Origin of the sequence: Paenibacillus sp. FSL K6-1217 (assembly GCF_045040735.1) — a bacterium.
Classification (GTDB): Bacteria; Bacillota; Bacilli; order Paenibacillales; family Paenibacillaceae; genus Paenibacillus_AQ.
The window spans coordinates 698081-721543 of sequence record NZ_CP150271.1 but is presented as its reverse complement, the minus strand read 5'-3'; the positions used below and the strand labels follow the sequence as shown (position 1 = coordinate 721543).

Sequence of the window (23463 nt, the reverse complement as noted above, 5' to 3'; positions counted from 1 at the left end):
TCACACAAGGCGGTGCTTTATTCCCCTATGGATTCACCGTTATCGTGAACGTGGAGGTTGTGTTTTTGATCGGCGTTACTGTATTCAGGATCTTCAGGTTGTTGAAGACTACATTGCCCACTGCCGGGCCTTGGCCGGGCTCTGCCGATTCATTGGCCCAGATACCGACACCGGACTTGGCATCGAAGGCGTCACCGCTCTTGAGGGCACCGGAAATTGTAACGTTCGAGAAGATCGTATCGGCGACAGGGAACTGCGGAGAAGAACCGACATAATTGGTCTGGAACATAATCCCGTGATAGGTCGGGTCCACAATATCCACATCACTCACCCGGATTCCCTGGAACACCTTAGAGGCGGAGAACACCCAGATGGCCGGGAAGGTCTGCGAGCCCCAGAAATGTCCGCCTGCCCGGACGACCGAGATATTCTGGAAGTTCGTCGTCGGCGAAGCGCCGAAGCCATTCATCGCATAACCGAAATCGAGCGAGCTGATCGTAATTCCTGAATAGCAGAGCGTATCCGCGATGTAGATGTTGCGGAAGGTATTGGCATAACCGCCGTATACCGCAACACCGGCTGCCCGCCAGGTCAGGATCGAGGTCAGATTCTCATAGACGTTATCCTTCATGTCCGAGCCGCCGGAATCAATCGCCGAGAACAGCGCGAAGCTGTCATCTCCGGTAGCCCGGGCTTCATTATTGGACACGAGATTATTCGTGCTGCCGTTCGTCATGTTGATCCCGTCGGCGAAGGTGTTGCGGATACGGGAGTTGCGGATCACCATATAATCGGTATTGGCCCCCCAGTACATACACACCTGATGTTCAGTCCAGATATTGTCGATCGTTATGTTCGCCACATTGGAGAAGTCGAACACCTTGCCGGGACCGTCAATCCGTGAAGTATAGTTGCCGAAGTAGGCGAACCCCGAGAAGGTTGAGCCGTTAGCTGAATCTGTCGCCCGGAAGCCGATGTCTGTATTCGACTGGTTGAGCGGCGCGTAGAACCGGGTATACCACGGTCCGGCTCCGATGATTTTCACTGCCTTGCCGTAGACCTGGAATTTATTCGAGGTCTCATAGTTTCCGGCAGGAAGATAGACACCCACAAGATTACCCGTTGTATCCATACGCACCTTATCCAGCGCATTCTGCACATCCTGATGCGTGAATCCAAGCGGAACGGTATACTTGGACGGGTCAGGATTGGCAATCGGCGATACCTGCTCCAGGCTCACGAAGTCTATCGCATATTGCGAGGTGTTGGCTGCATCCTTCTGCAGCCGGATCGTGCTGCCTGCCGGAATGGTGGTATCGAACATGATATTCGCTTCATCATAGATATGGCGCGGGGAACCGGCGCTTGGCGAATTGCCCGGACTGGTCTCTGAGCCATAGAGCCAGGCATACTTGGAATTCAATGTAATGGCTTTGTTAAAGACACCATTGACATAAATATTCAGGGTCGCCGTTGTGCCGTCACCGCTGGCCGAGTCGGGAATAGAGAACCGGGTGACCAGGGTATTCGTACTGGCTTTGGTGGTGAACTCGACGTAGCTGCCTGTGGTATTCAGCGTAACGGCCCGTCTGCCTGAAGCTTCACCGGCCAGGTCCCCGATATTCCGGTTCGGTGTCAGCTTGACCGCTCCGCCGCCGATCACTCCATCTTCGGCCTCGTACATATCGTAAGGCATATTGGCCCCGCGTCCGATGTAGAGCGGCTGATTCTGGATGTTGTTGGCCCGCTTTAGCGCCAATTCGTTACCGTCCACGACAATTTCTGTTTTCACATTATATTTTCCGTTCACAGCCGTCCAGGTCCCAAGAGCCACAGGAGCGGTTGTACTTCCGGCAGCAATGACACCGTTATAAGCGCCAGTCAACGTTCTGAGGACTGCGCCTGTTGTAGCATCGGTCAGAGTCAGGGTGATATTATGAGCGCCGCTTGCCGAGGAAGCTGATCCCTGATTCTTGATGGCAACTGCGAAGCTGACCACATTGCCCCCTGCCGGATTGCCAGGAGACCAGCTGACCGGTGAGGCGATCAGATCGGAGCTGGATACCTGGTTTACTGTAAGGGCTGAAGGATGCGTATAGCTGTTATTGCCGTCATTCAGTTCCACAACATTGTTGCTCTCATCCACCTTGGCGCTTACCGTATAGGTTCCGGCATCCTTGGCACCAGCGCTGAAGGAGACATTTGCCGAAGCCCCTGCGGCCAGTGCACCCACTGGGGCATTTCCGGCAAGAACGTTGCCGAGATAAAAGCTCATATTGGTAGCTGCGGATGAAGCAGAACCGCTGTTTTTCACTGTAGCGTTCAAAGTGAGAGAATCTGTCTCTACCGGTGCGGAGGGGCTCCATGACATCCCCGTTACCGTCAAATCCGGGTTCGCCCCCGGTGTGCCGATGATCTGGAGCTCCGCTACCTGTCCGGCGCTTGAACCGGAGTTCGCTGTGAATTTCAGCTGCAGCTCACTGACGGTTGCTGTGACCGGAATGGTCACTGCATTGCCGCTGGCCGGATTGAAGGTATACACGCTTGCCGGTACCAGACTAGCGAACGTGCCTGCCGACTGATTATGCCCCAGGACTTGAATGGTCTGGGTACGGGCCGACCAGGCTGCTGCCGGATTCAGCTTCACTACTACTGAAGTTATATTGGCGTTCGCACCCAGGTTAACAGTTAGCGTGTTCGGATAATCCCCCCCTGCTCCTTCCCAGTAGGTGGTGACATCTCCATCATTAGCATTGGCCGGAACAAAGGTGAAGACGGAGGAGGAAGCATTCACGGCTTTGCCGATCGCCAGGTTCACGCCGGGACCTGTGGTAGGGGTTGCTGTAGGGACTGGTGTGGCAGTTGGTGTTGGCACAGGTGTAGATGTTGGCGTTGGAGCTACGGTTGGTGTGGTAGTTGGCATAGGCGTTGGCGCAACTGTCGGCACTATCGTTGGAACAGGCGTAGGGGCGACCGTTGCCGTTGGTGCCGTTGAAGCTGTCAATACAAGCTGATCCAGATTCACGTTCCCGGAGTCGGACGCCTCATATTTGTAGGCAATCGTGTTAGTTCCGGCAGCTAAGGCTACCACCTCAGCCTGCGTGGACCAGTTATCCCAGCTTGGCATGTTGGCAAGCTGCGTCTGCCTGATCTTCACGCCATTCACGTAGACACTCAGCGTCTTCGTACTGCCTGACGCATTAGCATACCGCAGTGCTGCGCTGTAATTCCCTGCCGCCGGAGCCGTTACCGTGAAGGTTGTGGTTGCTCCCTGCGTCAGATAGCCGTCAACGAAGGCCGCACCGGTATAGCCGCTGTGATCGGTATTCGTCTTGGCCCCGCCGGATAAGGCGGCGGCCTCCGCTTCGTAGGTTCCGGGTGGAGAGGCCGTGGTGCCGTACACCTCAATCTCCGACAGCTGCGCAGCAGGCCAGCCGGTGTTGGCCGTGAAGTTTATTTTGATATAACGGGCGGTTGTTGCAGTGAAGGGAATCGTGACGGAGTTGGAGCCGCTGGAAGGATTGAACACATACCCTGCAGAAGCAGCCAGATTACTGTATGAGGTATCATCCGTACTGCCTTGAACCGACAACGTCTGCGTTCTTGATTCCCAGGCTGCGGGCAGCTTGAGTACAACCTGATTCACACTGCTGCCGGCACCCAGATCCACCTTGATCCATTGCGGAAAAGCATTGCTGGCACTCTCCCAGTACGACCCCTGGTTACCATCATTGGCGTTCACTGCTGCATACACATCCCCGACTGAGCTTGCGCTAATCGTCTTGCCTTGAGCCAGATTGCCTGCCGCCGCCCCCGTTGCCGGAAATAACGCGAGCTGTCCCACACATAACACAAGCATCAGACTGTACATGAGGAATGTCCTTTTCACTGAAGACCTGGTTCTGCTGATCATTTAACAACCACCTCCCATAGATTATGGTTCCACCTTCGAGTATGCGCTTTCATAAAACAAATTATGGTAATAATATAAGATAGAGCCTGGCTCAGGTCGATGGCGTATTCTATGAAAAGTATGTGCGTACATACGGAGCGTTCAGGCAGAGAATGAACCTAACCGAAGTCGGCATACCCTTGCGCGGCAGATCCTTTTACAATGAGTACAACAACAAGCCACAGCGCAGGAGGAATCAGCTATGAATGAAAGTATTAGGCAGGAGCTATTATCCAAAAATGAAAAATTAATCCGCATGGTGATCGAACGGGCCAAACGGGATTTTCCGGAGGAGATTGCGGTGATCGGGCTTGCGGGCTCTTTCAGAACCGGCGATTTCCATGACAAAAGCGATCTCGATCTCATCATCATCAATAACAACAATGAAGGCTGGGACATCTCATCCTGCTTCATTCTCGGGGATGTCGGATATGATATCTACTGCACGCCCTGGGAGACCCGGATTGAAGATCAGGCCGCGCTTGAGAGTCCGATGATCTCCAGTCTGACCGATCTGCTGGTGCTCTACTGCGCGAAGCCGGAATATATGGACAAGCTGAGAGCCTATCAGCAGCGGGCGCAGGATGCACTGGCGAAGTCCATTGGAAGCGAATGCCTGGAACGGGCGAAGAAGTGGATTGATCTGGCGAAGCAGGAGTATGCAAATACTTGTCTGCATGAGGATATCGGGTCAGTCAGGCTGGCATCAGCCGAAATGGTGTATAATCTGGTGAACGCTTTGTCGCATATGAATAATAGGTATTTTCAGAGAGGACTGAAGCGTTATCTGGAGGAGGTGAAGTCCTTCCGGCATCTTCCGGGGGATTTCGAGACGAACTACTGGAATGTGATCCGCGCCAAAAATGTGGATGAGATCAGAAGCACATCCCGTTTCCTGCTGAATAGCCTCCTTGAGCTTTACAAAACGCTGCATCAGCAATATGTGGAACAGCCTGTGCCCACCTATGATAATCTGAAGGGTACCTATGAGGAATTATGGTGCAACTACCGTAACAAGGTGATTTCCAGCGTTGAAAGTAAGGATGCCTCTTACGCCTTTTACGCCGCCATGGGAGCGCAGGGTCTGCTGGATGAGATGACCGAGTCGCGGGGAACGCGGAAGTTCAATCTTATGCAGTATTTTGATGTGGACTATCTGGATCTGTTCAAGGACCGGTTTCTCTTGGCAATGGATGACTATCTGGAGGAATACCGCCGGGTCGGCCGGCAGGTAGAGCGATACGATACTTTTGAAGAGCTGTACCGGCAATATATGAAGCAGTAGCGATTAAGCAGCACGAAGCCCCCTCCCTTTCGTTCAGGGCGGGGGCTTCATCTAATCATACAAATTCCCGTTCGCCAGCATTGCCAGCCGCTCTTCGTCCCGTACAATCAGCCGGCCGTTCCGGCGTTCAATAATACCGTCTTCAATCAGGCGGCGCACTACCCGGTTCAGATGCCGGTAGCTGGTGCCCAGCAAATCGGCGGTCTCTGTAAGACTGGAGGTACGGATCTCCTCTACGCGCTGGGCGCCCGTGTTGTCCGCGAACAGCGACATCAGATAGCTGGCGAACCGGTTCTCCACCGGATAGAGCACGTTCATCGCTGAGGTCTGGCCGAGCGTGTACATTTTGTGGCTCAGCTCTCCGACCAGGAAGCGCAGCAGCGCCGTATTGTCTTCAATCTCCCGGAGCAGCAGCTTCCTTCCGGCGACCAGCAGCAGGCTGTCCCCTACGGAGACCACCTCGTTCTTGACAGGATACTGGCGCAGCAGCTCCACATCCCCGATCACCGACATCGGCCGGGCGAACCGGACCAGCATCGACTTGCCGTTCGGCAGCAGCGTATGAATCTTCAGCTTGCCCTGCATCAGGAAAAACATATGCTCCAGCCGGTCGCCCACCGAGCAGACCGCCTCCCCGCCTCCGTAACGCCGAAGCTCCATCTGGGCAATGGCGCTGCTGTTGAACATGGCCGTGAGGCCATTCTGCTCGGTGAGGCTCCGAACCGCTTCCGGATTCATTATCGATTGCATGAGGTTCTACTCTCCTTGTGTCATCTTAGCTGAAATCACTGTAACACAAGTTAACGGACGGAAGCTATTTCTGCATTACCTCTCCGGCAAAATAATCCTCCAATGCTCTCTGCTCCCGGTAATGGGCCAGATTGAACGAAGGCCAGCTCCGCTGAGTCTGATTGCTTTCAGCCAGTCTGCTGCGCAGCGCCTTGTCCAGAATCCCCTTCTCCTTCTTGCTGAATTCGATTAGCTCTGGAACCACATCTGCGGAGAGCCCGGCCAGATAACCGGCATCCAGCGTACCGCTTGCTTCATAACGATGGATATTCTGCTTCGCAATGATATGATCCATCCCTATATAGTTCATGAGCACGTAGGAGAGCAGACCGAGCACAATGTAGCATTTTAGAAGCGGGAAGGGTTCCCGGCTAATCCGCACGGCCGCCAGCACCAGCAGCAATCCGAGGAAGATCATGAAGGCATGCACCAGGAACCGGATGTAGGTGGAACCGTAAGCCTCTTCATATAGAGTCAGCCGCGAGAACGCAGAATACAGCATGACCATGGAGCATAGCACCAGAATATACAGCAGGAGCTGAATCACCCGCTTCAGGATACCGCCCGCTTTGCGCACCGCCAGCAAGGACAGCAGCAGGATTGCGAAGTTAATCGAAGTGACCAGAATCAGCTCCAGAAAACCGCTCCGCGCATAGTCCGCATACGTACTGTTCTCCGGCAGAATCCCGTCCCAGGCCCCGAACAGATACGAGAACTGGACACTCACAAACAGCATGTACACAGCATTAATCGCGGTCAGCACGGTAGTGATAATGACCGGGTCATCAAGACCGATACCGTCCTCTCCTGCTTCAGCCGCTTCCAGCTTCTGTCCCATCGCATCAAACTCACTGACCAAAGGGGAGCGGATATAGGATTTACTCTGTACAAACCCCCAGACGAAGCCGAACAGGAAGAGAGTGAGCAGCAGGACCCACAGGCCTCTGAAGACCCAGTCCCCCAGCGAAATATTATCAAAAACCCCCGGCAGCGCTGCCAGCAACTGACTGAATACCCCGTCCGCCGTAGACAGCAGCGAGATGACAATCAGCAGCAGCGGCACGGAAATCAGCAGGCCGATCAGCACCCGCATCAATACCTGCTTGCGTTCATTCGCCATCCCGTCCTTGCCCCTGCGCAGCAGCTTCAGTGCTGTGGACCAGTTGCGCAGACTTTGCGGGAACAGATGCTCAAGCGCCGCGCCGATCAGGGCGAAGCCGCTCCAGGCAGGCTTGCGGTAACTAAGCATATAGGTCATATGTAATAGAATCAGCACCGGAATCACAACGAAATTAAGCGCGAAGAAAAACAGGTTACCATACAACATATAAGTCAGGGATAACAGAAAAATAGACGCCATCCACAGATAGCTGAACCAGGTCTGCTTACGCAGCCGCTCCTTGGCGAAATACAGCATGAAGGCATAGAACAACGTGACAAAAATCGGGTATGACGCCCCCGGCATCTTGCCGTAGAACAGGTACTGATGTACAATCGCAAGCACAAGTGCGGCCAATAAGGCCAGACGCCCAAGCCCCGGTTTGGATGCAGTTTGATCACCCATGGTAAATTCCCCCATCTTTTTACTGTCATACCCTGATTTTAGCTGATAAAATAAGAAGAAAAAGAGAAATATAATAATATTAATTTCCTATTTTACAAAATAGGCAGGAGGAGAGTTCCCAGATGAAGCTGCACAATCAATTCCTGAAGCTGCATTCCCATCATGGAGGCCCGGCAGAGATCTCTGTTACCCTGGACGAGCTGGCCTTGACTCTTGGCTGCACACACCGCAATGCACTGCATGTCATCCGCAAAATGGCCGGTCTGGGCTGGATCACCTGGACCCCCAGCCGGGGACGGGGGCGGCGCTCCAAGCTGGTAATCCTCGCCGCTGCCGAGGACATTGCCCTGGAATCCATGAAGCAGGCAATAAGCAGCAAGGATATCAGCAGTGCCCTGGAGGGTATCCGCGGACATGCCCGCACCTCATCGCTGCAGGACACGCTGCAAGGCTGGCTGCTGACTTACTTCGGGCATCATGCCGAGGTGCACAGCGACAAGCGGATCGATACGCTGCGGCTGCCCGTCACCCAGCAGCTCCATACCTTCGATCCGCTCTATATGAATTTGCTGGCGGAGTCGTTTGTCTCCAGCCATGTTTTTGACGGGCTGGTCGGCCGCAGCGGTGAACGCGGCAAGGTCATCCCCGGTCTGGCTCATGCCTGGGAGACGGACGGGAGCCGGACGGCCTGGACTTTTCATCTGCGCAAGGAGGTCTTGTTCCATCATGGCAAGGTACTGACCGCCGAGGATGTCGTCTACTCGTTCGAACGGATGATGTCTACCTCGCAGCGCATGCTGTACAGTTATATTGTCAAGGAGATTCAGGAGGTCCAGGCCTTGAATGCTTCAACCGTCCGCATTCTGCTGAAGAAGCCGAATGAACTCTTCCTTCCCTTCCTCTGTACCAGCCGGGCGGCTATTGTGCCCCGCGATCTGGAAACCATTGGGGAGAATCTGTTCGGACGGAGGCCGGCGGGCACCGGTCCCTTCAAGGTCGTAGAGATGAACGAGGATACCTGTGTGCTGGAGGTGTTCCCGTATTATTTCCAGGGGCGGGCCCATCTGGACCGTGTGGAGATTATCTATGTCCCGTGGAGCCTTGAGCGCGAGCCCTCGGAGACCGGCTCTGCCTTCCATGTCATCCCGAATCCGTCAGCAGCGGGTGCAGACTCTCTAAGCCGAATCCACTCCGAGTCCTATGTCCGCAAATTTGTAACCTGCAACACGAAGAAAAAGGGACCGCTGAGCGATCCCCTTCTCCGTGCCGAGCTGCTGTCCTGTCTCCGGGAAGTTCCAAGAGAGCCTTTCCGGCCTTCTGCCGCGCCTCCGGCAGAAGCCTTGCAGATTGCCACGATCCCGCAATATGCCGGAGATGCGGAATACATTGCCGCAAGGCTAACGCAGCATGGATATGCCTGCAAGGTGTTATCCGTGTCGCCGGAGGAATTCAAAGGCCCGATCCGTCTGAAGGCCGACCTGATCGTCTTCTCGCTGCTTCGTGACCAGGACGAGCAGCTCCGGCTGTACGACCTGTATCTGACCCTCTCGCAGCATATTGATCCGCGCACCCGCGCGGGCATTGAGGGCAGGCTGCGCCAGATCTCGCGGGAGCCTGACGCCGCAGTGCGTGCAGAAGGCTTCCGTATTATAGAGGACACCCTGACGCGAGACCACCAGCTGCATATCCTCTACGAGCGGCCTGCCGAGACCGCTTATCTGCCCAGCGTGCGCGGCGTGACCTTCAACAGCCAGGGCTGGGTCGATCTGCGCCATCTCTGGTTTCCGCCGGAGCTGTAGATACGAAGTAGAAGGCCGGGGAGGCTGCACCGCCAGACTATTTTAGGACCCGCAGCCTCCTTTATTCTGTACCGGGTAAATACGTAGCCAGACCTCTGCCCACCAGATTAGGCGAGACTGGCTTCCGGCCGAGTTCCCTTGACCAGATGGAGAGCTGGCCGATGTGATGAATCTCATGCGCGGCAACATGGCGCATCACTTCGCCCCATCTATGCTGGGTAACCTGCCCATCCGGCTTATCCTCCCTTAGAATCCTCCGTTCCAATCCCTCATTCCAGGCCATTACGAAGGACTCCACCTCAGGCCGGAAGCGTGCGTCCACCTCTCTGATTTTCTGCAAAGTATTGTACTCCGTGAAGTCTAAACGGATATCCGGCTTCCCTTCCATATCCCGGACCCAGCTTAATTCCACATCCACTATATGCACCAGCGTCTGCAGGATTCCGCCCACCCCGCCAATGCGTGTCTTCACCAGTTCTTCTTCCGGAAGCTCCCCGCACCATTGATACCATTCCTCACGGACCTGCCAGTTATAAAGAAATAAGGTTTGCATGGTTGGCCTCCTTTTGCCTTGTACACCTAATAATTGAACTCAAATCTTAGTCGTCACTGCGGTGAACATTTGAACCCAATGCTTGGTCGTCACTGCGGTGAACATTTGGCCCTCCGGCCGCTGCCCAGTTTGGATTTCCTGATTTAAACCGCTTCTAGCGGTAGAAATCCAAACACAGCTGTTGCTTACGATGCGAGCTTTCCTTCGGAAAGCTTTCAGGCGGACGCTTTCGCTCCTACAGTTCCAAATTTCCCCTCCGCTTCTTTTGCTTTTCGTTAATTTCATTAGTGCTTCCTAATAACTTACCCTTTCTTGCGCCGGATGCTATAGAATCTCATCGCTGTGGGAACGCCTTTGATCTCCAGGACCCCGCTGTAGATCAACTCCCTCACCCTATGCTCGAAATAAGTATCACCGACATACTGCTCACAGTATCCGAGCGCCTCTCCAACTAGCCGTGCTGATTTCAGGAACCCGTCTTCTCCTGGCGGGGGTGTTAGTGAATCCAGCTTTTCCAGCAGATAGCCGTCGTAATAATCAGCGGGCACCTCCAGCAGGGTGTCCTCCTGCCAGATTCGCAGGACGCCGGACTGCCCGGAAATTGCCTGCCATTCCTGAGACAACTGCGCGATATCCTCAGTAGTTAGCCTGCTGCCGTCATTAATCCACAGAAGTGCTTCCCGGAGCTTGTCTGACGGAATCTCACCGGAATGACAGTAATTAATAAAGGCATCCGGCCGGTTAAACAGCTGCTCACAGATGGCGCAGGCATCAATCATTATGAGCTCATTCTGCCGGTTCCCCAGCAGATGAGCGGTTAGACGCAGCGCAGTCTGCTCGCAAGCATTGCCGCTGGTCCAGATCACAACCTTGGCCTGTTCAGGAATCTGCTCCAGATTGTCCAGCTTCTCCGTATACTCTTCTTCACAATCATATGAGATATTATAATTTTCCGTTATATTTTGGCGGAACCAGTCGCTGCGCACTTTCCTCCCTACTGGCGTATCCAACTGCTCCAGCGGACCTATAGCATAATTCTCCCGCAAAATAATCAGCTTATGTGTATCGGTCCAGCTAAGTCCCTTCAGCGCTTGCTTCATACTGCCTCCGAAGGAATCCCCGCAGAGGATATGAACATGGGTGCTGTCCGGCGCAGGGTCCCAGAATGCCCGCTGCGCCGGAAGACTCATCAGCGACGAGTACTGGTCAATCAATCTGGCAACCGGCTCCGCCATATGCTCCTCCAGCGCACTCTCCAGCAGTTCGCTCTGCTCCTTCAACTCGCCAATTCCCGCCAGAAGCTGCATCAGATGCAGCTTCACTTCCTCATCCCTGAGCGTACTTACAGCCTTTTTGATCGCCAGCATATCCTTCAAATAGATTCACCTCTGTTAGAATGTCCTAACCTCTGCCCTATTACCGAGCTCTACCTCTATAGTAAATTTAGTACCCCCAAGAGGCAAGCTGCATCATTACCTTGGAGGACAATACGATGGTGATCTAGAATTCTTTGTTTTATACTTATTTGTGGTAAGGAAGGTACACATGGACGAAAAAAGGATTTATAAACCTCTGGATGATCTCTCCAGCGAGGAGATCATTGAGCGTCTAAAAAGAAATGACGCTGCTGATCTTCTGACGCTCCCTCTTTCTGTCGGTGAATACCATTCGAACTGGAAGTTCGCCCAAGATATTTGTGCTCAGCTTGCGGATCATGAGTCTGCTGCTGTCCGTGCTAATGCCGTTTTAGGATTTGCATATATTGCCCGGACGAAGGGACAATTAGAGAAACACATCGTTAAACCCATCGTTCTGAGAGAGCTTCGTGAGAATAAAGAATATGAATGGAGAATCCTTGATTCAATTGAGGATATTAACTTTTTTATGAAGTGGAAGATCGGAAAAAGAATCATATACGAATGCGAGGGATAAACATATTGGGTGTTAATACAAAGGGAAAACGAAAGTTCGTTCATGGCGAAAAGAGTTATTTCTGGTACGTCAAAGAAGATGATGAAGATTACGGACGAATTAAACTATTTATTGTTTCGGAAGATAAAAAATTTAACGTTTCCTATGAAGTTGGACAATCCAAAAAAGACCGAATTCCCTTCATCGTAATTATCGGCTTGGAGTTTGGCGGATTAGAAAGTGGCGGTCGTAGCGGCTGGGTTAGAATACAGACACCATTGTGGGGTGACGACGTTATAACGCCAGGCCTTGTAAAAACCATACTTGAATGGAGCCTGATGGATAAAGAAAAGCTCATTTTTGTGGATTGGGAGGGAAATGTATTAACGAGAGGCATTAAATGAAGCAAACAGCAGCGACTAAAACATCCATGCCCCACCCCACAGTAAACGTACTTATCCCCCCTTTGGGAGGAGTGGCGGAAGGGATGTTTGGAACTGTAGGAGCGGTAGCATCCGCCTTTGTCTCCGGATTTCAACCGCTGGAAGCGGCTTGAATCAAGAAATCTGGAGACAACAGCGGCCGAAAGTCCAAACAATCTCTGGAGCCACGACTACTCCCAAAACAAGCCGGAAGTAAGTACACTTCACGCAGCATCATTCACTTATTTTGAACTAAATGTCGAATACTTATCTCTGATCTAGAATTCATTCTATATAAAACAAGCATAGCGATTATAGCAATCGCAACCCCTCCAGCACCCAGCCATGTAATAGAGGTAAGTGATACTGTTTCAATAGCTGCCCCGCCTATACCGGCACCTGCTGCCATAGACAGCTGCATCATAGACTGGTTAAGGCCAAGCATCACACCTGACGCTTCGGGTTCAATTGTCGTTAAATGATATTGCTGCGTTGGGCCGGATGACCATGCGGAGAACGACCACAACAATAGCACAACCATTACACCAATCAATGTATTCGTCACAAAAGACAATAGAATCAGCATTACAATATGGAGTGTCAATCCACTGAATAAGGTTCGTTGAACCCCCCATCGATCCGTGCTGAGGCCGCCGATTTTGGAGCCTATCATGCTGGCTATTCCAAATATAAGCAAAGCTCCGCTGAGATATTTATCACCTATGCCAGATACTTCAAGCAGATACGGTGAAAGATACGTATAAGTAATCGAGTACCCGCCCAGCCAAAAGAAGGTGATAGCTAACCCCAGGGCTACCTTAGGCTTTTTGAGTAAACTTAATTGTTGCCGTAATGGAATAGACTCATCTCCCTTCACACGCGGGATGGCGACAGAAAGTATGACCATTGCAATAATACCTAGAAGGGCAATTCCCCCAAACACAGATTTCCAACCAATCGTATCCGCTGCAATGCGCCCAAGAGGAACGCCAATGATTAATGATGCTGTAAAGCCCATTACGACTGTTGCAATAGAACTTGCTTGTTTACCCTCTGGGGCAATTTTCGCTGCGATATTTAATGCGGTAACAACCACTATGCCTGCACCTAAGGCCATGATGATACGGGCAACCACAAACAATCCATACCCGGGCAAAAGAACGGCGAGAACATTAGATACCACAAACAAACCTAGACCCATCATAATTAATTTCCGTCTGTCCATACTTGCGGTTAGAGCCATAAGAACAGGAGTAAATACAGCGTAGACCAGAGAAAAAATCGTAATTAATTGCCCGGCTGCAGCAACTGAAACGTCAAAAGAAACGGCTACCTTATCTAAAATGCCAGATAGAATATACTCAGACGTCCCTACCAAAAAACTAACAATGGCTAAAATATAAACTTTCCAGCTTAGTGCCATAAAATAATACCACTCCTTTGATTTTATTTATTATATGTACAATTCACGAATTGTCGATATGATAACATAAAAAGACATATCTAGAATTGTAGATACGTACTACCAAGATAAAGCCGAATTCCGGTAAAGAACTCAGGGTTATCTCTCTTACATATCAGTCATCGTATAATGAGCTAACTGACGTATGGCTTCCTCATCTCTCTGATAATACGTGAATTTGCCTATACGTTTTGTTGTGATCAACCCTGCCCGCTGCAGCATCGTAAGATATTGTGAAGCCGTGGACTGAGTCATGTTCAGCTTGTCGGTTATTTGACTTACACAAACCCCAATCTCCTCCATATCCACTCCTTCATGGGGTTTGAAATGAACATATGGCTCTTTGAGCCATTGTAAGATCTGTAACCTGGATTCATTCGATAACGCCTTAAATACATCGATTGGATTCATATTTTTATTATATTGATGATTTGCGATATGTCAATACGGTATCCTTATTGGATTTCCTCTTCATTTATCTGTTATTAATTAAGTTAACGTATGAAGCTGTGTCCGAAGCGAACATTCAGCGATAGTTGTATTCTGTACACTTAAAAACCCTGAAAAGGAAGGCTTTCTCCTTTTAGCTGCAGTCTGTACAACTAAATCTGCCCGAATGGGTGAGAACCCCACTATCGAGACAGTTTAATTGCACGAAATACAGCTAAACGGATAATTGGCGTTATATCAGACGATATAGGTGTACAGAGTGCAATTAAACAAACCCTTTTGCTTTTGCCTTTGCCTTTTGCCTTTCCCCCCTTGCCTCCCCTCACAGTAAGTGAACTTGAGCTTCCCCCCATTTTGGGAGGAGTGGCGGAGGGGATGTTTGGAACTGTAGGAGCGAATGCGTCCGCCTTTGTCTCCGGATTTCAACCGCTGGAAGCGGCTTGAATCAAGAAATCTGGAGACAACAGCGGCCGAAAGTCCAAACAATCCCCGGAGCCACGACTATTCCCAATGTGTAGAATTGCTCCTGTTCACCTTACTTCACCGACCCGATCATCCCCGCCACAAACTGCTTCTGCATCACGAAGAATACCAGCGCGGTCGGGATCGTGCCGATTACAATCGCGATCATAATCATTCCGTAGTCTGGGGCGTAACCCGAGCCGAGGGTGGAGATCAGCAGCGGCATCGTCTTCGTCTGCGGCGTCTGCAATACGATCAGCGGCCAGAGATAGTTGTTCCAGCTCGACATGAACGTAATGATCGCTCCGGCGGCGTAAGTGGTCTTCATCGTCGGCAGATAGATCCGCAGGAAAATGCCCAGCTCGCTAAGACCATCCATCCGGCCGGCCTCCAGCAGCTCCTTCGGGAACATCTTCGTGCTCTGGCGGAAGAAGAAGATCAGGAACGCGGTAGTCACGGTTGGCAGAATGACCGAGGCCATCGTATCAATGCCCATCCACGGGAACACGTTGGAGATCTGGCCGAACATCCGGTAGAGCGGAATCATCAGCGCGGCGAACGGAATCATCATCGACAGCAGCAGAATGTTGAATACGATATCCTTCGAGCGGCTGCGGAACACCTCGAAGCCGTAACCGGCCAGCGAGGCAATCAATAGCGCCAGCAGCGTGGTGGTTACCGAGATTTTCGCTGAATTCATCAGGGATAACTGCAGGTCTGTGGTGTCCAGCAGCTTGCGCAGATTCTCCACCAGATGGGTGCCCGGCAGCAGCCGTCCGCGGGTGACATCCACCGACGGGTTTGTGGAACTAACCACCATCCACAGGAACGGGAAGATCGAGACGATGGCCGCGATGCTCAGGAACAGGTACATGAAGAACCGTTTACTTTTAGCCATTCTTATCACCTGCCACTTTGAACTGGATGACCGACAGCAGCGCGATCATAATCACGATCGAATACGATACGGTGGCTGCATAGCCGAAGTCTGCTGAATACTTGAACGACAAATTGTAGATGTACTGGGAGATCGTCTGGGTCGCGTTGCCCGGGCCGCCCTTCGTAATATTCATGACCTCGTCGAACAATTGCAGCGTCCCGATGGTTGAGGTAATCGAGGTGAACAGGATGATCGGCTTCAGCAGCGGGACCGTAATTCCGAAGAACTGGCGGGAAGCCGAAGCTCCGTCAATCCGGGCGGCCTCGTAGATGGAGTGATCGATATTTTGCAGGGCCGACAGGTAAAAAATCATATTGTACCCCGTCCAGCGCCAAGTGATCGCTATAATAATGGTGATTTTGGCCCAGAACGGATCAGTGATCCATTCAATCGGGGCACTGACCAGATGGAGCTTCAGCAGCATCGTATTCACCAGGCCATTGCCGGAGAACAGATACTTGAATACTACAGAATACGCAACCAGTGAAGTGACACAGGGCAGGAAGATCGCCGTCCGGAAAAACCCCTTGAATCTCAGCTTGCTGTCATTCAGCAGCACCGAGATAAACAGCGCGAGGATGATCATCAGCGGCACTTGAACCAGCAGATAGATGAAGGTGTTTTTAACCGATACTATAAATGTCTTGTCAGACAGCAGCCGTGAATAGTTATCGAAGCCGGTAAAGGTAAGATTGCTGCCCGTTCCCGTCTGGAACGACAGAATAAGGGCCTGAATCATCGGGTAGAAATAGAAGATGAAGATAAGCAGGACCGCAAGCAGGACGAAGGACCATCCCGTCAACACGCTTTTGGTGCGGAACCTAAGTTTGGAATTTGTATGATGCACAGCCGTCCAGTCCTTTCCTGATCATTTAAAATAAACCCCGGGCGCCGCCCGCCTCCCTAACTCCCGGAAGCTGCACGCCACGCCCAAGGTTCACTGTGTGAGAGCCAATCATTTAATCTGCGACTCGGCCTGGGCCTGAGCATCGCTCAGCACGCTGTCAATATCCTTGCCGTTCAGATAATTCTGCATCTCTACAATCAGGATGTCTTCAATCGCATACGTGTTGATCCCGTAATTGACGCTTGGGATCTGCTCCGTCCAGGCCGCGAAATCCGATACAATTTTCTGGCCGCTGAAGAATTCATTCGCCTGGCTGTAAGCCTCTCCGCCCGCTGCCGCTTTGAAGGTACCAATGACACCGATGTCTGTGAGCAGCTTCTGGTACATTTCCACATTCGAGCCGAAGGTCTTCGCCATGAAGTCCGCTGCCGTCTCCTTGCCGTCCACATTCATCACATACCAGGAGCTTCCGCCCAGGTTCGAGGCATGAACCGATTTGTTCACCGTCAGCTTCGGAAGCGGCGCGATACCCCACTTGCCGGATTGTGATGTTTCAGCCGTAATCGAAGGGGTGATCCAGTTGCCTGTCGGCACGGAGGCGACATCGCCGCTATTCAGGGCAGCCACGAACTGGCTCCAGTCCGCATGCACCTTGGCCACATTGGATTCGGTCAGCTCCTTATAGGTTTCAAAAGCTTCCTTAAGCGGAGCATTCCCCGCAATATTCGGTGTCTTGCCGTCTTCCTTCAGATACCACTGGCCTGCGGATTGAATCATCACCCGGATCAGCCCGAGGTCGTTCGGGTCCAGCGTAATCAGTGCTTTGCCGGTTTTCTCTTTCACAGCTTTGCCGATTTCAATATATTGCTTCCAGTCGATATCCTGCAGATCAGCGAGCTTATAGCCTGCCTGCTCCAGATAATCCGTTCTGACATAGAGGCCGGTCACGCCGGAGTCAAAAGGAATTCCGTACTGCTTGCCGTCCAGGCTGGTCGGCCCGCTTTTGTAATCCGCGAAGTCTGCGCCCTTGATCGAGCTGCTCAGATCGTAAAAGGAATCCTTGTACGATTGCAGGAAGCTCTGCGAACGGTAGTCTTCAATCAGCACGATGTTCGGCAGACCCTTGGTGGTCCCGGAATTCAGCCCCGTGTTCAGCTTCTGGATAATATCCGCCTGTGCATATTCCACAATGTTAATTTTCACATCCGGGTTCGTCTTGGCATATTCTGCTTTGGCCACTTCCAGCGCGGCGATGTTGAATGCAGGGTCCCAAGCCCAGATGGTAACTTCCTTCGCCTGTGCAGGCTCTGTAGCAGCTGTATTCTCTGTCTTTCCAGTGTCCGCAGCGGTATTGCCGGAATTCTTCGACCCGGAGTTCGAGCTGCAGGCCGTGAGCAGAAGCAGGCAAATCAGGATTAACGCAAAGCCTTTTTTCATTGGTAAGCCTCCCCTTTGATGCGCTTTACTGTAACCCGCTTGAATGTAAGCGCTTATTTATTACATAAGTAATCTTATCACCCGCCATCGGGGACCCGTTAGGACTTACTTTATGGGGATTGGTCATTTTATCGCCTGATTGTAAGCGTTACCCTGTTTGCCGTTTGTTCTTTTTTTGGAAAATGGTAATTATCTCACCCCTTCATCAGCGGCAGGCGGATTCGGATCGCAGTCCCCTCCCCCGGTGCACTCTTAATGGTGACTCCATACTCCTCACCGTACATCAACACCAGCCGGTCATGCACATTGCGGATGCCGATGCCGGTGAATAACTGGCGTTTGCCCTCCAGGCCGGACATGGGCAGATCTCCCGCTCCGGTGTCCATCCCGTCCCCGTTGTCCACCACCTCGCAGAGCAGGGACCCGGCATCCTGGGAGATGAGGATATGGATATATCCGCTGCTTTTGTGCGTAAACGCATGGAAGAAGGCATTCTCAATGAACGGCTGAATAATCAGCTTCGGCAGCTGGTATTCCATACAGTCCGGGGAGACGAAGAAATTCACCCTGATCCGTTCGCCGTACCGCACATGGTTGATGAACACATAAGACTTCAGATTCTCCAGCTCCTGCGTCACCGTAATGCTCTCACTGACATTGCTCAGCGCATTCTGCAGCATCGAGATCAGGGCATGAATTGTATGCACCGCCTTGTCCTGACTGCCCTGCTGCACCAGGAATTTCACCGAGGCCAGCGTATTGTACAGAAAATGCGGGTTAATCTGATGCTGCAAGGCCGCAAGCTCGGCATTCCGCTGCTCCTTCTGCGTCTCCACCAGCTTCTCGACATATTCATTCAGCTCGTCCAGCATATAGTTATAGGCATGACCCAGCTCCTGAAATTCAAAGCTGCCCGTCACCGTAATGTAATTATGGAAGTTACGCTCGGTAATCTTGGACATCTGCCGGGTAAGCAGCGTGAGCGACCGGGTCAGCCTTCTGAAGATCAGGAACACCACGATCAGGGCCACGATGACGATGGCTGAGCAGAAGAGTACGACCATTTTACCGTTGACCATCTGGCCGAGGGCCGTCTGTTTATCGATCAGGTTCACAATATAGAAATCATAAGACGGCAGGTAATCTGCAATCAGAATCGAATCGGTCCCCTGGAAATCAATCTTCTGGTAAGCAAGCTGCTGCTCCTCAATCTCGCTCGCCACCTGCAATAGATCTCCTGCCTGCTGGCCCATCAGCTCACTGCGGTTGCTGGACACAATCGTCCCCTGCTTATTGAGGATCACCACATCGTTCCCGGTACTGACAAAGCTCCCGTAGAAGGAGCGGAAATCCTTCTCATGAATCGTAAAGAACAGTGTCCCGTAAATATCGCCCGTCGTCCGGTCCATCAGCGCTTTGCTGCCCACAATGACCGCTTCCTTCTGCGGCGAATCCTGCACCGTCTCCTCATAGAACTGGTACATCAGCCGTTTCGGTTCAGCCAGCGTATTCCGTGTCAGCTCATGCTGCTGAAGCTCCCGGTCACTCATCAGCAGATTGTTCGTGTTGGTGGAGTAGCTGCGGCCGTTTTTGCCCATGATTTTGATCCCGACCTGATAGGCATCGAGTGTGGACTGAATCTTCTTCATCTGGGTGGTCATGTTGTAATAGGTCCGCAGCATCCGCACCGAATCAGAGTCCTCCTCACTCAGGAAGGAACGGATCGTGCCGCTTAGCTGGGTATTGTTGGTAGCCGTAACGACCGAGTAATGAAAAGCTTCAAAGCTCGCCTTAATCTGGCTGATCACCTTGGAATTCGTAATGCTGAAGGTATTCATGAACAGCTTCTCCGACATGCGGACGGTCGTCCAGGAGGAAGCGATGGCTACGGCGATGATGCTGATGAGCATGACGATGAAGATTTTGATGAACAGGCTGTGGAATTTGAACCGCTCCCAGTGTCTGCGCATACGCTCTACTCCTGCCCGTAATGCTGACGCCGGTAGCCGCTCGGGGACAAGCCGGTGTATTTCTTGAACACTTTGCAAAAATAGCTGTGATCCCCGTACCCGACCATACTGCTAATCTCCGCTATAGGTGCTTCCCCGGCCCGCAGCAGCTCTGCCGCCTTGCCCGTGCGGACCGTGTTGAGATGCTCCTTGAAGCCTTCGCGATTATGGGTTGTGAACAGGCTGGACAGATAGGATGGGTTAAAATGAAAATGACGGGCCAGCTCCGTAAGGGTCAGCGGCTCGGCATAATGCTCTTCTATGTACTGAAGCAGCTTCGCCATATTGGCATTGCCGCCCGGTGCAGACGTTGCCGATGAAGTCAGCTCCATGATCCGGGTCAGGTAATGATCCAGAATCTGCATAGCCTGCTCCGCAGTACCCGCTTCATCGATGGCCCTGAACAGGCTGTATTTCCCCTCCTCCAGCTCCGGCAGATGGCTGAACTGATTCGTAATATTGAAGATGATATTGCCGAGGAAGGACTTGAACTGATACACATCCCCGTCATTCTGGCGGCTGAGCGCATCCACATGCTGATGCAGGTCACCGAATGCTTCCTCCAGCTGCTGCCGCTTCAGCTGCTCTGTGAACGTGGTCAGATTGAACTTGGGCGGCGGGGTCTCCCACTCCGGCCGCTCTACCTGCACCAGCAGCACTTGATCCGGCCGGAAGAACCGGTGCTGTTGCAGTCTGGCATAGCTCTCCTGCCGGATAGCCGCCAGTTCGCTGAGCGAGCTGAAGCTTCGGCTTAGGGTCAGACGCAGCTCGACTTCCTGCCCGGTCAGCGTATCGGCTAACCGGTGAACAGCCTCTAGCAGCTCCGGCCAATGGGCTTCCTCCAGATTGACCAGCATGAAAGCAGTCCCCGGCGGCTCTGTGCCTGGAATAACGCATTGCACCCGTCCCGGAACACTCCGGTCCAGTTCTCCTGTAATAGCAGTGGTGACGGTGGCGGATGCCGCGTCATATGCAGTGCGGGCGTTGCTGCTTGTGGCCGCATTATTACCGCCAAGGCTAGTGGCGTTATTGGTCATGGCAGCGTTAACGGAGCTACGGTTAAGGGCTTCACCGCCCGGTACTGGCTGTAGCGTCTCCCAGCCCAGCAGCGCGAAGCAGTTATGCGGCAGCTGCCGCTTCACATCCGCCTCGCTCTCCGGCGGCAGCCGGTAACCGGCCAGCATCCGGCCGAGCAGGGTGTCCAGCGGCTGCGCTGCCGTCTCCGCCTGCGGTCCCCCGCCGCTGAGTCCCGGAATGCGTTCCCGGGTCTTTTTTAACACCTGCAATAAAGCTCCGGCTTCCAGCTTCGGCTTCAGAATATAATCCGCCACCCCATGCTGGAAAGTGGAGCGCACATAATGGAACTCGCTGAAGCTGCTTAGTACAATGACCTCGGTATCTGGATAATCCCGCTTCACGAGCCGGGTCAACTCCTCGCCATCCATCACTGGCATGACAATATCTGTAATGATGATATGCGGCTGCAGGGTCAGCAGCGAATTCAGCGCTTCCCGTCCGTTGGCCGCTTCACCCACAATCTGAAATCCTTCCTGTTCGCAGTCCAGCACATACTTAATCCCTTGCCGGACCAGGATTTCATCGTCCACAATCAGCACCTTACATATTTGATTCACAATTGTCCCCCGCCTTTCATAGTGATCCTCGCCGGCCTATGCCAGTCATGAACGGATTATAAAGCGCTATCATGAAGATGGTCAAACTAAAAATAAGAGCAGGGAAGCTTTCCCGGCTCTTGTATTTGTTCAAGTCTGCCTATGTACAGTGTCTAAGAGAGGCGCATGCTATCCTGATTTTAACAGGAATCGAGATACACTTGGCTAATTGCATTTTGTACAGCAGACAAGGATAAAACGTCCTCCAGAATGAATTCTGCTGTATTTGCTGCAACAGATTTCCTCAAAAGTGCTCATTCCAGGCCCAATTCCAGCATTCTAATGTATGAACTACAGCAGAAGATGAAAATACGATGGTTTCTTGGCTTTTGATTGTACAAAGTACAATTAGAGGGTGAATTGGAAAAGTAGTATACCCTAATGCGAGCTAAGATGCTTGCGGTACCCCTCGACCTTCTCCTCCCTATACCCCATCGCCTCATAGAAAATATGCGCTTCCTTCCGCTTCTCCCCCGACACGAAAATGATATAGTAACAGTCTCGCTCATGCGCAATCGCTTCGATGGAAGTCATCAGCTTCTTGCCAAGCCCCTGCCGCCGTGCGCGCGAAGATACCACCACATTCTCAATAACCATGAACGGACGGCAATCCCCCACTAAGTCCTGGCAGACAATCCCCATCAGCGAGCCTAACAATTCCCCGTCCACAAAAGCACCCAGCAGCACATACCGCTCATCCTGCCGGATTGTCAGAAAGGCTCTCTCCAGCTTCACCGGGTCCGCCCTTCCGCCCATTAATTCATCGTAGAGTGTGTTCAATGCTTCCAGTGATGCGATTTCGATTTGTTCGATGGTTACCATGGCTTGTTATGCCCCCTACTTCTCATTCTTGAGCTCAAACTCCTCACTTTTCCCGTCCCACTCGACAGTGACTATAATGACGGAGTCCTCATTCTCAAACGCACCATTCCCATATCCCCCCATATGCAGCATATCCCAGCGCACCGGGCCTTCCTCCGTCCGGGTGCTGCTGCCGCTGGTGCCTTTGTAGCCATATTTGAACTGCTTGATTTCCCCCAGGTCGGACTGCTTACCTTTGTATTTCAGATCGAATGTATGCTGTTTGGAGCTTTCACTGGTCACTTTATCCTTCTTCGTAATCAGCTTCTGGCTGGCCTCCTGCTTATACACCCCCGACCAGGTGTCCCCCTCGCCCTTGAAGGTATAATTGAAATGGGTCGTTTCCGTATTACAGGACGTCAGCAGCAGCAGAATTGCCGGAAGCAGCAGCGCACGCACCATCTTCTTCATGGTCAGCCCCCTTTTCCCATAGATTGAATTAGAGTGAACGGGACATGTATTGCAGCACTGCCTCTACCCGTTCCTCCACTGACAGATCCCCCTCCAGCCGCAGCAGATCACAGCTCAGCCCAGCCATCCACTCCTCATGCAGCGTCCGGCTGCGGACCTCCGGTCCTGCCGTATCATAGAGCGCCGCCCAAGCCATAAAGTCCTGTACATCCTCATATTTATCTCCGCCCGGCAGACTCTCATCCCCGTAACGCCCATACTCTCTCGCCCGCAGCCGCTCCAGACGAACCTGCTCAGGAATCCACAGGAAAATCACCAGATCAAAGGTATCCCGCAGCGAATCCCCCCAGCCGCAGACCGCACCGGACAGTACCCACGGCTCATTCCGCGCCAAATCAGACCGCAATCTGCCGAGACGCTCTGACACAACACTTTGCTTACTGTACTTCTGCTCCCAGAAATAATCGTCACTATCCAGATGGGCATGCGGAAGCCTCGCCGCCAGCGCCTTGCCCAAGGTAGTCGTTCCCGCCCCGGAAGCTCCCATAATATGAATTCTGCGGTACATAGGCCCTCCTGTATGAAAGAATCATTGTATCCATTTGTATATTTTACCATGCTGATCCTTATATTTAA

At 52.3% G+C, this 23463-nt stretch carries 19 protein-coding genes; 4 read left to right on the top strand and 15 right to left on the bottom strand.

Going from position 1 to position 23463, the window contains the following annotated elements; all coding sequences use genetic code 11:
• Nucleotides 1-25 precede the first annotated feature (25 nt).
• On the bottom strand, nucleotides 26-3913 hold the full coding sequence (locus MHH28_RS02935) for a discoidin domain-containing protein (RefSeq protein ID WP_405111565.1): 3888 nt from the start codon (nucleotides 3911-3913) through the stop codon (nucleotides 26-28).
• A 241-nt stretch (nucleotides 3914-4154) separates the two neighbouring features.
• On the opposite strand from MHH28_RS02935, the gene MHH28_RS02930 reads away from it, so the two are divergent.
• The gene (locus MHH28_RS02930) at nucleotides 4155-5237 is read left to right on the top strand and encodes a nucleotidyltransferase domain-containing protein (protein WP_405111562.1); all 1083 of its coding nucleotides are present in this window, start codon (nucleotides 4155-4157) and stop codon (nucleotides 5235-5237) included.
• 51 nt (nucleotides 5238-5288) lie between these two features.
• On the opposite strand, the gene MHH28_RS02925 is transcribed toward MHH28_RS02930, so the two are convergent.
• Nucleotides 5289-5987, bottom strand: a complete 699-nt coding sequence (locus MHH28_RS02925) for a Crp/Fnr family transcriptional regulator (protein WP_405111561.1) — start codon at nucleotides 5985-5987, stop codon at nucleotides 5289-5291.
• 64 nt (nucleotides 5988-6051) lie between these two features.
• Nucleotides 6052-7590 carry a DUF4153 domain-containing protein gene (locus MHH28_RS02920; protein WP_405111559.1) on the bottom strand — a complete coding sequence of 513 codons (1539 nt, stop codon included), beginning with the start codon at nucleotides 7588-7590 and terminating at the stop codon, nucleotides 6052-6054.
• Between the two features lie 122 nt (nucleotides 7591-7712).
• Here MHH28_RS02920 and MHH28_RS02915 point away from each other — a divergent pair, with 122 nt between their 5' ends.
• On the top strand, nucleotides 7713-9389 hold the full coding sequence (locus MHH28_RS02915) for an ABC transporter substrate-binding protein (protein ID WP_405111556.1): 1677 nt from the start codon (nucleotides 7713-7715) through the stop codon (nucleotides 9387-9389).
• 61 nt (nucleotides 9390-9450) lie between these two features.
• Here MHH28_RS02915 and MHH28_RS02910 read toward each other — a convergent pair whose 3' ends face one another.
• The gene (locus MHH28_RS02910; protein ID WP_405111553.1) at nucleotides 9451-9942 is read right to left on the bottom strand and encodes a DinB family protein; all 492 of its coding nucleotides are present in this window, start codon (nucleotides 9940-9942) and stop codon (nucleotides 9451-9453) included.
• Between the two features lie 302 nt (nucleotides 9943-10244).
• The gene (locus MHH28_RS02905) at nucleotides 10245-11309 is read right to left on the bottom strand and encodes a DUF1835 domain-containing protein (RefSeq protein WP_405111551.1); all 1065 of its coding nucleotides are present in this window, start codon (nucleotides 11307-11309) and stop codon (nucleotides 10245-10247) included.
• A gap of 178 nt (nucleotides 11310-11487) precedes the next feature.
• Here MHH28_RS02905 and MHH28_RS02900 point away from each other — a divergent pair, with 178 nt between their 5' ends.
• Nucleotides 11488-11874: a hypothetical protein gene (locus MHH28_RS02900; RefSeq protein WP_405111548.1), complete on the top strand. Its 387-nt coding sequence runs from the start codon at nucleotides 11488-11490 to the stop codon at nucleotides 11872-11874.
• Nucleotides 11862-12257 (top strand): hypothetical protein, encoded by a 396-nt coding sequence (locus tag MHH28_RS02895; protein ID WP_405111546.1) that lies wholly within the window; start codon nucleotides 11862-11864, stop codon nucleotides 12255-12257. The genes MHH28_RS02900 and MHH28_RS02895 overlap by 13 nt, the downstream gene beginning before the upstream one ends.
• A gap of 256 nt (nucleotides 12258-12513) precedes the next feature.
• On the opposite strand, the gene MHH28_RS02890 is transcribed toward MHH28_RS02895, so the two are convergent.
• From MHH28_RS02890 to MHH28_RS02845, 10 genes are all read right to left on the bottom strand, one after another.
• A complete protein-coding gene (locus MHH28_RS02890; RefSeq protein WP_405111543.1) occupies nucleotides 12514-13698 on the bottom strand; it encodes an MFS transporter in 1185 nt (394 codons plus the stop codon).
• Between the two features lie 147 nt (nucleotides 13699-13845).
• On the bottom strand, nucleotides 13846-14148 hold the full coding sequence (locus MHH28_RS02885; RefSeq protein WP_405111540.1) for an ArsR/SmtB family transcription factor: 303 nt from the start codon (nucleotides 14146-14148) through the stop codon (nucleotides 13846-13848).
• 574 nt (nucleotides 14149-14722) lie between these two features.
• Nucleotides 14723-15547, bottom strand: coding sequence for a carbohydrate ABC transporter permease (locus MHH28_RS02880; protein ID WP_405111537.1), 825 nt, complete (start codon nucleotides 15545-15547; stop codon nucleotides 14723-14725).
• Entirely contained in the window at nucleotides 15540-16436 is an 897-nt protein-coding gene (locus tag MHH28_RS02875) for a carbohydrate ABC transporter permease (protein WP_405111534.1), read from the bottom strand. Before MHH28_RS02875 ends, MHH28_RS02880 begins: the two co-directional genes overlap by 8 nt.
• A gap of 108 nt (nucleotides 16437-16544) precedes the next feature.
• Nucleotides 16545-17873: an ABC transporter substrate-binding protein gene (locus tag MHH28_RS02870; protein ID WP_405111531.1), complete on the bottom strand. Its 1329-nt coding sequence runs from the start codon at nucleotides 17871-17873 to the stop codon at nucleotides 16545-16547.
• 194 nt (nucleotides 17874-18067) lie between these two features.
• Nucleotides 18068-19843 carry a sensor histidine kinase gene (locus MHH28_RS02865; protein ID WP_405111528.1) on the bottom strand — a complete coding sequence of 592 codons (1776 nt, stop codon included), beginning with the start codon at nucleotides 19841-19843 and terminating at the stop codon, nucleotides 18068-18070.
• Nucleotides 19844-19848: 5 nt separating this feature from the next.
• Nucleotides 19849-21516: a response regulator gene (locus MHH28_RS02860; RefSeq protein ID WP_405111526.1), complete on the bottom strand. Its 1668-nt coding sequence runs from the start codon at nucleotides 21514-21516 to the stop codon at nucleotides 19849-19851.
• Nucleotides 21517-21933: 417 nt separating this feature from the next.
• The gene (locus MHH28_RS02855) at nucleotides 21934-22377 is read right to left on the bottom strand and encodes a GNAT family N-acetyltransferase (RefSeq protein WP_405111523.1); all 444 of its coding nucleotides are present in this window, start codon (nucleotides 22375-22377) and stop codon (nucleotides 21934-21936) included.
• Between the two features lie 15 nt (nucleotides 22378-22392).
• The gene (locus MHH28_RS02850) at nucleotides 22393-22827 is read right to left on the bottom strand and encodes a hypothetical protein (protein WP_405111520.1); all 435 of its coding nucleotides are present in this window, start codon (nucleotides 22825-22827) and stop codon (nucleotides 22393-22395) included.
• A 28-nt stretch (nucleotides 22828-22855) separates the two neighbouring features.
• Complete coding sequence (locus tag MHH28_RS02845) at nucleotides 22856-23395, bottom strand: AAA family ATPase (RefSeq protein WP_405111517.1); 540 nt, start codon at nucleotides 23393-23395, stop codon at nucleotides 22856-22858.
• Nucleotides 23396-23463 lie beyond the last annotated feature (68 nt).